This window comes from Clostridium sp. UBA7339 (genome assembly GCF_002470865.1).
Classification (GTDB): Bacteria; Bacillota; Clostridia; order Clostridiales; family Clostridiaceae; genus Clostridium_J; species Clostridium_J sulfidigenes.
The window spans coordinates 206,465-219,851 of the sequence record NZ_DKPI01000003.1; the positions used below are offsets into that span (position 1 = coordinate 206,465).

Consider the following 13,387-nt stretch of genomic DNA (forward strand, 5'->3'; position numbering starts at 1 on the left):
TTTTATAAGGGGGATTAGATATGATAGGTTTACTATTAGCAATTGGTGCTGTTTGTATAATAGTTTTTTTCAACAATTTTGTATCTATATTAAAAAAGATACGAATAGATGGACATACAAGTGAAAATACATCTTGGTGTATAATTTCAATAATAGTATTATGGGGAATTTCAATATTTCTCTGTTCTATTTGAAGATATATTAGGCTAATAGAAGGGGTAGTGAGGTAAAACTCGCTACCATTATTTTTTTAGTTTGCCCTGCATGGGGATAATCTAACGGGTGAAAGTCCCTAATGCAGCTTAGTAGTAGCAAGCATACAGCTGAACACCAAGGGTGTCCACCGTGAGGTAGAATATGAAGGAAGATGTAGGTAAATCTCTGGTCTGACGGACAGAAATCACATATAAGGCATGTTGCACTGGGTAAGATTGCTAAACAAACTGAAGCCCTATACTACTCGAAAGTGTAACGTGTAAATGTGGCAGATATATGGAGTGAAGGATTATACTCTTAACTGGGGAGGTCTGAATGGTAAGCTATGCATGAAAATGAACTTTTTTACTTAGTAAGCTATACCGAGAGGTATAGCTGAACGTTCAGAAGTCAGTTCAAGTCATAGTACTGAATGAACCTTTCGAAAGTTGAGGTTAGGGAAGGACTTGACAATAATTAGTTGAGAGTCGTGAGAATGGCAATTCATGTTTGAAAGCAGACAACCGTTGTACAGACTATCTAATTGAAGATAGAGTAGAACTCGAAAACAAATGTTAGAAGTACTTAGTGGAGCATACGCTCAATGCATGAACAAGATTCACTTAATTAATTGCTGAACCACCGTGTACCGAATGGTACGCACGGTGGTGTGAGAGCACGGCGGTTAGTCACCGCCTCCTACTCGATTTTTTATAATTTATATTCTAAAATAAATTAATAAGGATCAGGCACTGTTCCATTTCCCTGTATAAACCATAGTCCTAATTTTGATTTATACAGGGAAATTGGTCCAATATTTTTATCTCCATATGAGAAATAAATTGCTACATTATTAGGGTTAGGCGAATATTTTTGCTCAGTCACAGTTCCCTTTATTGCAAAATTAAAATGTGCCTTAAAAAAAACATAAGCCCTTGCATTTCTTAGTTCATCCGTTTTTATGAATATAAATGTTGGCAAAAACAAAAATATAATAATAAACAAACAAACAAATTTTACTTTTGGCTTTTTCATAATCAAAATCCTTTCGTATTTACATACTGTAATACATATATTTACATACTGTAATACATATATTTATAGCATGTATTACCAATATGTGCAAATAAATTGTTTGCTTATTTACAATACAGTTATTTATTGTTAAACTGTATGAGGAATTAAAAAAAGGGGGGGGGATACATAATGAAGAAAAAAGTCATATCATTTTTATTGGTACTTTTAGTACTTTTATCGAATTCTCTAATTGCTTTTGGAGACGAAGTAACAACATCTTCAAAAGCAGATGAGGTCGTATCTACAGATAATTTAATTATACCTACTGAAGGTGAGAATTTAGAAAATGGAATAGTAGATATGAACGATGTAGCTGATGATTTTGAAAAAACTAACAAAAAGTTTCAAAATGCAGAGGAATATGTCCAAGATAAGCTTGAGAATCTTGGAATTGATATGAACGATGTTGTTTCTAAAAATGCTAGTGATGAGCTTAGTTCTAACAGTTTGAATGATAATAGAATTATGGCTAGGTCAATTGGAGCCGGTAACTCAAAAATATTAAGATATGATGGTTCAATGTCTCCAGAAGTTCAAAGATGGGGCTGGTGGGACCTGCAGCAGCTTTGAATGCTATAGACTGCCATTCTTATCATACTACAGGGAAGAATACTCGATTCAATCAAGGCAACATGGCAACAGCTCTTGCAACTACTTCACACACAGGTTTAAGTGTAAGGTGGACAGCAACATTAAATGATTATATGCCAGGAAATAGATATAGTTTAGCATTTGGGAGAAATTATGGATCTGAATGGACAAAAAAGTTACTGGGAGGTATAGTATGTGATATCGGCAACAACTTTCCAGTAATTATAGATGTGAAACAAAATCCATCCCTTGGATTTTTAACAACAAATTATCGTAATAGATATAATTCAAATGGAAATAAAGATATTTATCACTATATTACGATTATCGGATATATGTTTAAATCCGATGGTTCTTGTTATATAAGATACATGGATTCATGTTCTTATAATCATGGTGTTTACACTGTTCCTTTATCTACATTAGCTAACATAAGCAAGGAACCAGGTATGGTGTTTTAAAAAAATTTTTTGATAATATTTTATGTAAAAGAGTGTTTTTATATAATCTTGAATATCAAACACAAGTGAAGCTAATGTTTGAACCAACTAATTTATTGCACATACTTGGAGCTTAACATATATCGGGATAAAAGTATAAAGCTACAAAATTTAATAACGATTTATCAAGATTGGGATTTACCAATTAATAATGGACTGGGGAAACTAGTCTTTTTTACTTGAAGGAAATTTATGGTATATGTAGAATAGTATATTGTAGGGGTGGTGTTATGGTTAAGAAAGGATATGAAAGAATAGATGTAACTTTTTCTAAGACTTCTGATATAAAAATGCAATTGTATAAATATGATGTAGCATTTCACAAAATTTATAGTATTTTTGATACAACATAATATCACAATGAAAAAGTAAGTGAGAATAGCCATTTAATGTCTAATTTACTTACTTTTTTGATGTATTTTTATATTGAATATAAGTCTACATACACTATATAATTTGGGTAGATAGAACAAAACTTTGACATAAAAATAAGTGTAAGATCTACATATCTGTATTGGGGGATTAAGAGATGACGGATAATGAAAAAGAGTTTTACAATTTATTATCAGAACTTATTTTAAAAGAAGAGAAAAAGGCCAAGGGTAATCCTTAGCCTTTCTTTTCGTGTATTGTATATGCTATAATACTATAGAAATTTAATAAATATATTGGATATTGGAGGAACATCAACAATGAGTAATAATGTAAAAAATATAAATAAATTAAACGAACCTAAAACCTTCTGGATTTGTACATGGGGTTGTCAAATGAATGAAGAGGACTCCGAAAAATTATCTGGTGGATTAAAACCATTAGGATATGTAAGAACTGACTCTAAAGAAGAAGCGGATATAATAATCTTTAATACATGTTGTGTTAGGGAAAATGCTGAGCAAAAGGTAGATGGAAACTTAGGGGCTTTAAAAAAACTAAAAAAAGAGAACCCTAATAAGGTTATTGCTGTTACAGGTTGCATGATGCAACAAGAGGGAATGGCAGACAAAATAATAGGTAAGTTTCCTTTTGTAGACATAATTATAGGAACTCATAATGCTTATAAGTTTACAGAATATCTTGGAAGAGCTTTAGGTGGCGAAAGACCTATAGTAGAAATTTGGGATAAAGAAGCAGATATAATAGAAGGAGCTCCTATTGATAGAGCAAGTACTATAAAAGGCTTTGTTACAATAATGTATGGTTGTAACAACTTCTGTACTTATTGTATAGTTCCCCATGTAAGAGGACGTGAAAGAAGTAGAAACTCTGCTGAAATAATAAAAGAGATAGAGAATATGGTTAAAGAGGGATATAAAGAAATCACCCTTCTTGGACAAAATGTTAACTCCTATGGTAAGGGATTAGACGAAAATATTAACTTTGCGGAACTTTTAAGAAGAATAAATAAAGTAGATGGTATTGAGAGAGTGAAATTTATGACTTCTCATCCAAAGGACTTAAGTGATGAAGTAATTGATGTAATTGCAGCTGGAGATAAGTTATGTGAATCTATTCATCTTCCAGTACAATCTGGATCATCAAGAATATTAAAAAAGATGAATAGACACTATACTAGAGAGCAGTATTTAGAATCAATTAGAAAAATTAAAGAAAGAATTCCTAATGTAGCATTAACTACGGATATAATTGTAGGATTCCCAGGAGAAACTGAAGAGGATTTTGAAGATACTTTAAGTCTAGTTAAAGAAGTTGAGTATGATTCTGCCTTTACCTTCTTATATTCTAGAAGGGGTGGTACTCCTGCAGACTTAATGTTTGACCAAGTAGATGAAAAAGTTAAAAAAGAGAGATTTAATAGATTAGTTGAAGTCGTTAATGAAATTTCTGCTAAGAAAAATAAGCTTTATGATGGAAAAATTGTTGAAGTTCTTGTAGAAGGTGAAAGTAAAAGTGATGATACAAAATTAACCGGAAGGACAAGAACAAGTAAACTAGTTAATTTTACTGGTAATAAAGAAAATATAGGTAAGTTAGTTAATGTTAGAATCACTAAAGCAAATTCTTTTTCATTAATAGGAGAAGAAGTATAAAAGCGACTTTGTCGCTTTTTTAAAATAATTATGAAGGAGAGATATATATGGCATTAACTCCAATGATGCAACAATATTTTCAAATTAAAGATAAATATAAAGAATGTATCTTATTTTTCAGACTAGGCGATTTCTATGAAATGTTCTTTGATGATGCTAAGGTTGCATCGAAGGAGTTAGAGTTAACACTAACGGGAAGAGATTGCGGTCTTGAAGAAAGAGCTCCTATGTGTGGGATTCCTTTTCATGCAGCTAAGAATTATATTGGAGCCTTAATATCAAAAGGGTTTAAGGTAGCTATTTGTGAGCAGGTAGAAGATCCAGCAGTGGCTAAGGGAATTGTAAAGCGGGATGTAGTAAAAATTTATACCCCAGGAACTTACACAGAAGCTTCCTATTTAGATGAGAGTAAAAATAGCTATACAGCTAGTTTATATGTGAAGGAAAATTACATTGCATTGGCCTTTTGTGATGTGTCTACAGGGGATTTCTATACTACTGAATTTAAATATAATATTAATGTACTTATAGATGAGCTGTGTAAATTTAATCCTCGAGAGATAATTATTACAGAAAACTTTAACCAAGAGATTATGGATGAAATTATAAGTAGAACATCCTTTTATATATCCCACTTCCAAGATGATAATTTTAATATGGAAGAAGAAGATCTTAAAGAACAATTCTTGAACATAGAAATAGATAAATTATCAGAAATAGTAACTAAAACTTGTAATGGATTAATTAGATATATAAAAGAAACTCAAAAGGTTTCCTTGACTCATATAAACCATATAGAGATATATGATATCTGCACCTATATGACCATAGATGTTAACTCAAGAAGAAACCTTGAACTGGTGGAGAATATCAGAGATAAAGGAAAAACAGGAACTCTTTTATGGGTTATAGATAAAACAAATACATCTATGGGTGGAAGAAGAATTAGAAAGTGGTTAGAAGAGCCTCTAATTATTAAGGAAGATATTTTAAATAGACAAGATGCCATTGAAGAGTTTACTAAGGATATAATCTTAATGGAAGATTTAAAGGAAGCTTTAAATAGCATTTATGATATTGAGAGATTGGTTGGTAAAATAAGCTCTACTGCAATAAATGCAAAGGAACTTATATCATTAAAGCATTCCATTGCTAAAGTTCCAAGGATTAAAGAACTTATTTCTAATCTTACAAGTCCTTTAATGAAGGATGTTTATTCTAACTTAGATGAGCTAAGAGATATTTGGACTTTTCTCGAAAGCTCTATTATGGATGAACCTTCTTTGTCTGTTAAGGAAGGTAATATTATTAAAACTGGTTATAATTCATTAGTAGATGAATTAAGAGAAAGTAAAACTAATGGAAAGCTTTGGCTTGCAAATTTAGAAAATGAAGAGAGAATAGCTACAGGTATAAAATCCCTTAAGATTTCTTATAATAAGGTTTTTGGATATTATATAGAAGTTACAAAATCTAATCTTTCCTCAGTGCCAGAAGGAAGATATATTAGAAAACAAACTTTGTCTAATGCTGAAAGATATATAACTCCTGAGCTTAAGGAGATGGAAGATAAAATCTTAGGAGCAGAAGAGAAATTAATTGCTCTTGAATATTCTATATTTACAGAGATTAGAGAGAAATTAGAAGAAAATATAGAGAGAATGAAAAATACAGCTAAGCTTATATCTGAAATTGACTGTATATGGGCTTTGGCTATGGTTGCTAGAGAACATAATTATGTGAAACCTGTAATTAATACTGAGGGAATCATAGAAATTCAAGAGGGCAGACACCCAGTTGTAGAAGTTATTACAAAGGCAAATAGCTTTATATCTAATGATACTACCTTAGACCTTGAAGACAATAGACTTATGTTAATTACTGGTCCTAATATGGCTGGTAAGTCTACATATATGAGACAGGTAGCTTTAATTACATTATTAGCTCAAATGGGAAGTTTTGTTCCTGCCAAAGAAGCAAATGTTTCTATTTGTGATAAAATATTTACTAGAATAGGAGCTTCTGATGACTTAGCTGGTGGTAAGAGTACCTTCATGGTAGAAATGTGGGAAGTATCAAATATTCTTAATAATGCTACCAATAAGAGTTTGGTTCTTCTTGATGAAGTTGGTAGAGGTACTAGTACCTACGATGGACTTAGTATTGCATGGGCAGTTATAGAGTATATATGTAAAAATTCAAATATTAAATGCAAAACCCTATTTGCCACACATTATCATGAATTAACTAAGCTAGAAGGAGAAATTCCAGGAGTGAAAAATTACTCTATTTCAGCAAAAAAAGTAGATAATAATATTATATTCTTACGTAAAATTATAAAGGGTGGAGCAGATGAATCTTATGGTATAGAGGTTGCTAAACTTGCTGGATTACCTTCAGCAGTAATTTCTAGAGCAAGAGAAATTTTAGAAACTTTAGAAGATGGCACTTCAAAAGATATAATCAAAGAAGAAGCGAAAACTGTAATTCCATCTACAGAGAAATTAGAAAAAATAGAAAAAGAAATTTGTTTAACTCAGCAAATAGCTTTTGAAGATGTAGCTATGCAAAACTTAATTGACGAAATTAAATCTATAGATGTACTTAATCTTACACCTATGGATGGATTTAATAAATTATACGATATTATAAAAAAAGCTAAGAATATATAGATAAAATAATTATTTAAGGTGGGTGTATTATGAGAAGAATCAATTTATTATCTGAAAACACTGCCAATAAAATTGCAGCAGGAGAGGTTGTTGAAAGAGCTAGTTCTGTTGTTAAGGAATTAGTGGAAAACAGCCTTGATGCTGACAGTAAAAACATAACTATTGAAATAGAAGATAGTGGCAATAGGCTTATAAGAATCACAGATGATGGACGTGGTATTCATCCTGAAGATATAAAAATAGCTTTTTTGCCTCATGGTACAAGTAAGATAAGTTCCGTAGAGGATATTTACGATATTCAATCCTTTGGATTTCGTGGAGAAGCTCTTGCTAGTATAGCTGCTGTTTCAAAGGTAAGACTAAAATCAAGGATGGAAGCTTTTGATTATGGTAGAGAGATCTATATTGAAGGTGGAAAAGTAATCTATGAGAAAGATGTAGGTTGTAATTTAGGAACGGAAATTGAAGTTAAAGATTTATTCTTCAATACTCCAGGGAGACAAAAGTTTCTAAAATCACCTCAAAGAGAAAAATCTATAATAAATGACTTGGTATTAAAGCTAGCTCTAGGAAATTATAAGACTTCTATAACCTTAATTAATGATGGAAAACAAACCCTTAGAACCTTTAGTGAAGATGAACTAGATAAAACCCTTAGAATTTTATATGGAAAAGAAGTATATGAAAATGTAATACCAATAGAAAACCATAGCGATATTTTATCTGTATATGGATATATTGGAAAAGAGAGTATTAGTAGAGGTAGTAGAAATAGACAAAGCATTTTTGTAAATAAGAGACTTATAAAAAGTTCTTTAATAACTGCTGCGGTAGAGAATGCATTTAAATCCTTTATTATGGTAAATAAATTTCCCTTCTTCGTTATACACATTGATATATTTCCAGAATTTATAGATCCCAATGTACATCCAACTAAAAATGAAGTTAAGTTTTTAGAGGAAAGAGTTTTATTTAAAACTATATTTGATGGAGTTCATAGTGCATTAAAAGAAAACTTAAAGAAGAGTTTTATTATACCAGAAGAAATTGAGGATTTAGCTATAGTTCAAGAGGATAAACTACATAAAAGCTATACTTCTTCAGAACCTAGTCAAATTGGATATTTAAATGATAATCACTATACTAGTGAGGATAATAATTTAGGTTATAATAAGGATTTTGGATTTAATAAAGAAGCAAATTATAATGACAAACCTTTTTATATAAGAGAAATTCCTATTGAAAATCAAGTTGAACCTAAAGGAGATAATATATATTTTAATAAGGAAATATCAAGGATTCCTAAAATTCCACCAATTAAACTTATTGGACAGTGTTTTAATAGTTATATAATTGGTGAATATTTAGATGAATTGTATTTAATCGATCAGCATGCTGCTCATGAGAAGATATTATTTGAAAAGTATAGAAAAAATATAGGTAATTTCAATGTGGTAAGTCAGATTTTAGCTGTACCTACAATCATTCCATTAACCTTTGATGAGTATGCAATTTATAAAGATAATGAAGAAATTTTCTTAAATGCAGGATTTATGGTTGAAAGTTTTGGCGAAAATGACGTGTTAGTTAGAGAGGTTCCAGTGTTTTTGGGGAAACCCCATATAAACAATTTGTTTCATGATATGATAGAAAATATAAAGTCCATGGGCAGTGGTTTAACCATAGATATAAAATATGATAAAATAGCTACTCTTGCTTGTAAGGCAGCTGTAAAAGCTAATGATAAATTATCAGATGTAGAGATTTTATCCCTCCTTGAAGAGTTAAGGTATATAGATGAACCATTTACATGTCCACATGGTAGACCTACTATAATTAAATATTCATTAAAGGAAGTAGAAAAAAGTTTTAAAAGAATTTAGTATGAAGGGATTAAAGCAATGAAAGATTTATTTATATTAGCAGGACCTACTGGTATTGGCAAAACAAAGACTTCAATTCATATTGCCAAAGAACTTAATGGGGAAATAATATCTGCTGATTCTATGCAGATATATAAGAAGATGGATATTGGATCTGCTAAGATATCCAAAGAAGAGATGAATGGTGTGAAGCATCATCTCATTGATTTTTTAGATCCTAGTGAAAACTTCAGTGTGGCAGAATTTAGTTCTTTGGCAAAGGAAACCATTGAAGAAATAAGCAGCGAAAATAAGCTTCCCATGCTGGTAGGTGGCACTGGGCTTTATATTAATTCTCTTATTTATAATTATAGTTTTGCTGAGACTAATAAAGATGAAGCTTATCGCAAAGAACTAGAACAGTTAGCCTTAGAAAATGGAGTAGAATATGTTCATGAGCTGTTAAAAGCCGTTGATGAAGTGAGTTATAACAAGTTATATCCCAATGATCTTAAAAGGGTAATTAGAGCTTTAGAGGTTTATAAGGTAACAGGAATTCCTATATCTGAAGCAGCTAAAAATGATGAGATTTTTGATATACCTTACAAAGTTTATTATTATGTATTAAATATGAATAGAGATAAGCTTTATGAAAGAATTAATCATCGTGTTGACTTAATGTTAGACGCTGGTCTTCTAGAAGAAGTAATAAGGTTAGAAAAAGAAGGATATACCACAGATATGCAATCTATGAAGGGAATAGGTTATAAAGAGCTATTACAACATCTTCATGGTGAAGTTTCTAAAGAGAAGGCTATAGAAAATATAAAGCAATTTAGTAGAAATTATGCAAAACGTCAGCTTACTTGGTTTAGAAAAGATCCAAGGGTTAAGTGGATAGACAAGGATGATTTTTCTAATGATGAGGATGTAGCAAAATTTATTATTAGTGATTATAAAGAGAAAAAATATAAAGACTAAGTTAATTTTAAATATTGTATAAGATATATAGATAGCTATAAATATTAAGGAATTATTTGCTTAATATTTATAGCTATGTTAGTATTAGAATGTTATTTTATGTTTAAGGAGCGATTTTTTATGATAGAAAAAACTAAAGAGTTTTTAATAAATAACTTTAAAATAAATGAAGAAGTTTTTAAAGTATCAGAAGAAGCTTTAAAGGATATTCAAGAGCAATTTTCTATGATGGATGATATTCGAGAATATAATCAATTAAAAGTTCTTAGTGCCTTGCAAGCTGAAAGAGTTAGTGATATGCATTTTACTAATTCTAGTGGATATGGTTATGGTGATGTTGGTAGAGATACTTTAGATAAGGTTTTCGCTAGAGTATTTAATACACAAGCAGCCCTAGTTAGGCCACACTTTGTAAATGGAACTCATGCTATTGGATGTGCTTTATTTGGCAACCTACGACCAGGAGATACAATGCTGAGTATATGTGGTTCACCTTATGATACCTTACATAACATTATAGGAATAACTAAGGATGTAAATATAGGCTCTTTAAAGGAATATGGGGTAAACTATAAGCAATTAGAGTTGACAAGTGCAGGTAAAGTTAATATTGAAGAGGTTCAAAAGACTTTAAAAGAAGACAATAGCATAAAACTTGTACATATTCAAAGATCTACAGGATATGGGTGGAGAAATGCACTGTTAGTAGAGGAAATCGGTGAAATAATAAAGTCAATTAAAGAAATCAAACCAGAAGTAATTTGCTTTGTTGATAACTGTTATGGCGAATTTATAGATACTATAGAGCCAACAGATGTAGGAGCTGATCTTATAGCTGGTTCTTTAATAAAAAATATTGGTGGAGGAATTGCTCCAACAGGTGGTTACATAGCAGGTAAAAAAGCCTATGTAACTCAAGCAGCATATAGATTGACCATTCCAGGTATAGGCGGAGAGTGTGGTTCTACCTTTGGTGTAATGAGAAGTTTATATCAAGGATTATTTTTAGCTCCTCACGTGGCTATGGAAGCTGTAAAGACAGCTATATTCTGTTCAAGGGTAATGGAGCTTTTAGGCTTTGAGGTACTCCCAAAATATGATACTAAGAGAAGTGATATCATACAAGCTGTTAAATTTAATGATAAAGATAAATTAATTCAGTTTTGCAAGGGTATTCAAGCTGGTTCTCCAATAGATTCCTTTGTAGAATGTGAACCTTGGGCTATGCCTGGTTATGAAGATGAAGTAATTATGGCTGCGGGTGCATTTATACAAGGTTCTTCCATTGAACTTTCTGCTGATGCTCCAATAAGAGAGCCATATATAGCATATCTTCAAGGTGGATTGACCTTTGATCATGGAAAAGTTGGAGTTTTAATGGCTATATCTAGAATATTATCTTAATTAGGAGTTAAATTAATAGATATATAATAAATTTATTTTATTATATAAAAAATATTAAGAAGCTATTATAGCTTCTTAATATTTTCTATAGATTCCTGATAGTTTACCTAAGATTTTGCAATCGTCAACAATTATTGGCTCCATGGTGGAGTTTTCTGGTTGTAGTCTAATATGCCCATCTTCTTTAAAAAAAGTTTTTATAGTGGCTTCATTTTCTATTAGAGCAACTACAATATCTCCGTTAGATGCAATAGAAGTTTTTTCTATTATAGCTAAGTCTTTATCATGGATTCCAGCTTCTATCATACTGTCACCTTGAACTTTAAGTATAAATAATTCATTTGTACTGTTTACAAAGTCAAGGGGGATAGTTAGATAATCTTCTATACTTTCTTGGGCAAGTATAGGAATTCCAGCTGTAACTTTACCTATAATAGGAATATTAATCATTTCTTTTTTATTATGAGGTTCTTGCAGTAATTCTATTGCCCTTGGTTTAGTTGGGTCACGTCTTATTAAGCCTTTTTTCTCAAGTCTAGTAAGATGACCATGAACCGTAGATGTTGAACTTAAATTTACAGCTTCACAAATTTCTCTTACTGAAGGGGGATACCCTTTAGTATTAACTTGATTTTTAATAAACTCATAAATTTCAGATTGTTTACCACTTTTAATTTCAATCATGAAAACACCTCTCAATCTAGATAATTATACCATAAGAAATAAAGAATATCAAACCTTTGTTCTCATATAGGAAAATTATTGTAGTAAATTTAAATAAAAACTGGAGATGAAAAAATGGAAAATTTTTTAGAATTAAATATAAATGCGGAAATAATAAAGGTATTGGAGGAATTAAAAATAATAAAGCCAACTCTAATACAAGAATTATCAATTCCTAAAATATCAGAAAATATGGATGTGATAATGCAAAGTGAAACAGGCAGTGGTAAAACCTTGGCTTATTTGCTACCACTAATTGAGAGAATTGATTATGAAAAAAGAGAAAATCAATTTATAGTCTTAGTTCCTACCCATGAATTAGCCCTTCAAGTAAATGAAGTTTTAAGTACTTTGGGAGATAAATCTTCTTTGAATATAAAGTCTACGGTTATCATGGGGGATGTAAATATAAAAAGACAGGTTGAAAAACTAAAGGAAAAACCTCAATTTGTAATAGGTTCTCCAGGAAGAATACTAGAGCTAATAAAAATGAAAAAAATAAGTGCTCATACAGTTAAAACTATAGTAATTGATGAGTGTGATAAACTTTTAGACAAAAATAATTTAAATATAGTTAAGGATGTTATAAAAACTACACTTAGAGATAGACAATTAGTAATGACTTCTGCCACTTTAACAGAGGAAGCTTTAAGTATAGGGGAAAGCTTAATGAAATCCCCTAAAATCATAAAGTGTAATGATGATTCAACTATAAACCCTAACATAAACAATTTATATATAGTTTGTGATAGGAGGGATAAGATACTTATTCTTAGAAAATTAATGGCAAGTATAAATCCTAGAAAAGCTATTGCCTTTATTAATAAAAGTGATGAAATAGAAATATTAACTACTAAGCTAAAATACCATGGACTAAAGGTGGATGGAATACATGGTAGTTTTGTTAAAAATCAAAGACAAAAAACCATGTTAGACTTTAAATCGGAGCGTATAAACCTTTTGGTATCTTCAGACTTATCTGCAAGGGGATTGGATATAGAGGACGTTACTCATATATTCAATGTAGACTTACCAGAAGATATAAATACTTATGTGCATAGAAGTGGTAGAACAGCTCGTGGAGATAAAAGTGGTAATGTTATATCTATTATTTCACCTAAGGAGATAGCGCAATTAAAAGCTTATAGTAAAAAACTGAATTTTAATCTTACTGAGAAGACTATATCTCACGGAAATATTGAAGATGTAGCTGTTGTGGTTAAAAACTATAAGAAGAGTAATGCACCTTCAGATAAAAGGTCAAAACCATCTGAGAAATCATCAAAACCTAGGAAGAATACTGCTAAAAAGGACAAAAGAGATAAAAGATAGGT

Annotated in this window: 12 protein-coding genes; 10 read left to right on the forward strand and 2 right to left on the reverse strand. The window is 30.8% G+C overall.

Annotation, left to right across the window (positions count from 1 at the left end; genetic code table 11):
• Nucleotides 1-20 precede the first annotated feature (20 nt).
• Nucleotides 21-194 (forward strand): hypothetical protein, encoded by a 174-nt coding sequence (locus B2S02_RS01270; protein WP_346848138.1) that lies wholly within the window; start codon nt 21-23, stop codon nt 192-194.
• A gap of 736 nt (nt 195-930) precedes the next feature.
• Here the strand turns inward: B2S02_RS01270 and B2S02_RS01275 are convergent.
• Nucleotides 931-1,230: a hypothetical protein gene (locus B2S02_RS01275; protein WP_346848139.1), complete on the reverse strand. Its 300-nt coding sequence runs from the start codon at nt 1,228-1,230 to the stop codon at nt 931-933.
• 171 nt (nt 1,231-1,401) lie between these two features.
• On the opposite strand from B2S02_RS01275, the gene B2S02_RS01280 reads away from it, so the two are divergent.
• The 8 genes from B2S02_RS01280 (at nt 1,402) to B2S02_RS01315 (ending at nt 11,330) form a co-directional block, all read left to right on the forward strand.
• Nucleotides 1,402-1,842, forward strand: coding sequence for a hypothetical protein (locus B2S02_RS01280; protein WP_346920154.1), 441 nt, complete (start codon nt 1,402-1,404; stop codon nt 1,840-1,842).
• Nucleotides 1,812-2,324: a hypothetical protein gene (locus tag B2S02_RS01285; protein WP_346920155.1), complete on the forward strand. Its 513-nt coding sequence runs from the start codon at nt 1,812-1,814 to the stop codon at nt 2,322-2,324. The genes B2S02_RS01280 and B2S02_RS01285 overlap by 31 nt, the downstream gene beginning before the upstream one ends.
• 269 nt (nt 2,325-2,593) lie before the next feature.
• Entirely contained in the window at nt 2,594-2,716 is a 123-nt protein-coding gene (locus B2S02_RS01290; RefSeq protein ID WP_346920156.1) for a hypothetical protein, read from the forward strand.
• A gap of 339 nt (nt 2,717-3,055) precedes the next feature.
• Nucleotides 3,056-4,411, forward strand: a complete 1,356-nt coding sequence (miaB, locus tag B2S02_RS01295) for a tRNA (N6-isopentenyl adenosine(37)-C2)-methylthiotransferase MiaB (protein ID WP_346848142.1) — start codon at nt 3,056-3,058, stop codon at nt 4,409-4,411.
• A 47-nt stretch (nt 4,412-4,458) separates the two neighbouring features.
• Entirely contained in the window at nt 4,459-7,083 is a 2,625-nt protein-coding gene (gene mutS, locus B2S02_RS01300) for a DNA mismatch repair protein MutS (RefSeq protein WP_346848143.1), read from the forward strand.
• Nucleotides 7,084-7,112: 29 nt separating this feature from the next.
• Nucleotides 7,113-8,966 (forward strand): DNA mismatch repair endonuclease MutL, encoded by a 1,854-nt coding sequence (mutL, locus tag B2S02_RS01305; RefSeq protein WP_346920157.1) that lies wholly within the window; start codon nt 7,113-7,115, stop codon nt 8,964-8,966.
• 18 nt (nt 8,967-8,984) lie between these two features.
• Nucleotides 8,985-9,926, forward strand: a complete 942-nt coding sequence (gene miaA, locus B2S02_RS01310; RefSeq protein ID WP_346920158.1) for a tRNA (adenosine(37)-N6)-dimethylallyltransferase MiaA — start codon at nt 8,985-8,987, stop codon at nt 9,924-9,926.
• A 120-nt stretch (nt 9,927-10,046) separates the two neighbouring features.
• Nucleotides 10,047-11,330, forward strand: a complete 1,284-nt coding sequence (locus B2S02_RS01315; RefSeq protein ID WP_346876200.1) for a methionine gamma-lyase family protein — start codon at nt 10,047-10,049, stop codon at nt 11,328-11,330.
• A gap of 75 nt (nt 11,331-11,405) precedes the next feature.
• Here the strand turns inward: B2S02_RS01315 and lexA are convergent, their stop codons facing one another.
• Nucleotides 11,406-12,014, reverse strand: a complete 609-nt coding sequence (gene lexA, locus B2S02_RS01320) for a transcriptional repressor LexA (protein ID WP_035132284.1) — start codon at nt 12,012-12,014, stop codon at nt 11,406-11,408.
• 114 nt (nt 12,015-12,128) lie between these two features.
• On the opposite strand from lexA, the gene B2S02_RS01325 reads away from it, so the two are divergent.
• Entirely contained in the window at nt 12,129-13,385 is a 1,257-nt protein-coding gene (locus B2S02_RS01325) for a DEAD/DEAH box helicase (RefSeq protein ID WP_346920159.1), read from the forward strand.
• Nucleotides 13,386-13,387 lie beyond the last annotated feature (2 nt).

Coding starts and splice junctions, on each gene's coding strand:
- B2S02_RS01270 (WP_346848138.1), top strand. CDS start 21: ATGATAGGTTTACTATTAGCAATTGGTGCTGTTTGTATAATAGTTTTT.
- B2S02_RS01275 (WP_346848139.1), bottom strand. CDS start 1,230: ATGAAAAAGCCAAAAGTAAAATTTGTTTGTTTGTTTATTATTATATTT.
- B2S02_RS01280 (WP_346920154.1), top strand. CDS start 1,402: ATGAAGAAAAAAGTCATATCATTTTTATTGGTACTTTTAGTACTTTTA.
- B2S02_RS01285 (WP_346920155.1), top strand. CDS start 1,812: ATGGGGCTGGTGGGACCTGCAGCAGCTTTGAATGCTATAGACTGCCAT.
- B2S02_RS01290 (WP_346920156.1), top strand. CDS start 2,594: ATGGTTAAGAAAGGATATGAAAGAATAGATGTAACTTTTTCTAAGACT.
- miaB (WP_346848142.1), top strand. CDS start 3,056: ATGAGTAATAATGTAAAAAATATAAATAAATTAAACGAACCTAAAACC.
- mutS (WP_346848143.1), top strand. CDS start 4,459: ATGGCATTAACTCCAATGATGCAACAATATTTTCAAATTAAAGATAAA.
- mutL (WP_346920157.1), top strand. CDS start 7,113: ATGAGAAGAATCAATTTATTATCTGAAAACACTGCCAATAAAATTGCA.
- miaA (WP_346920158.1), top strand. CDS start 8,985: ATGAAAGATTTATTTATATTAGCAGGACCTACTGGTATTGGCAAAACA.
- B2S02_RS01315 (WP_346876200.1), top strand. CDS start 10,047: ATGATAGAAAAAACTAAAGAGTTTTTAATAAATAACTTTAAAATAAAT.
- lexA (WP_035132284.1), bottom strand. CDS start 12,014: ATGATTGAAATTAAAAGTGGTAAACAATCTGAAATTTATGAGTTTATT.
- B2S02_RS01325 (WP_346920159.1), top strand. CDS start 12,129: ATGGAAAATTTTTTAGAATTAAATATAAATGCGGAAATAATAAAGGTA.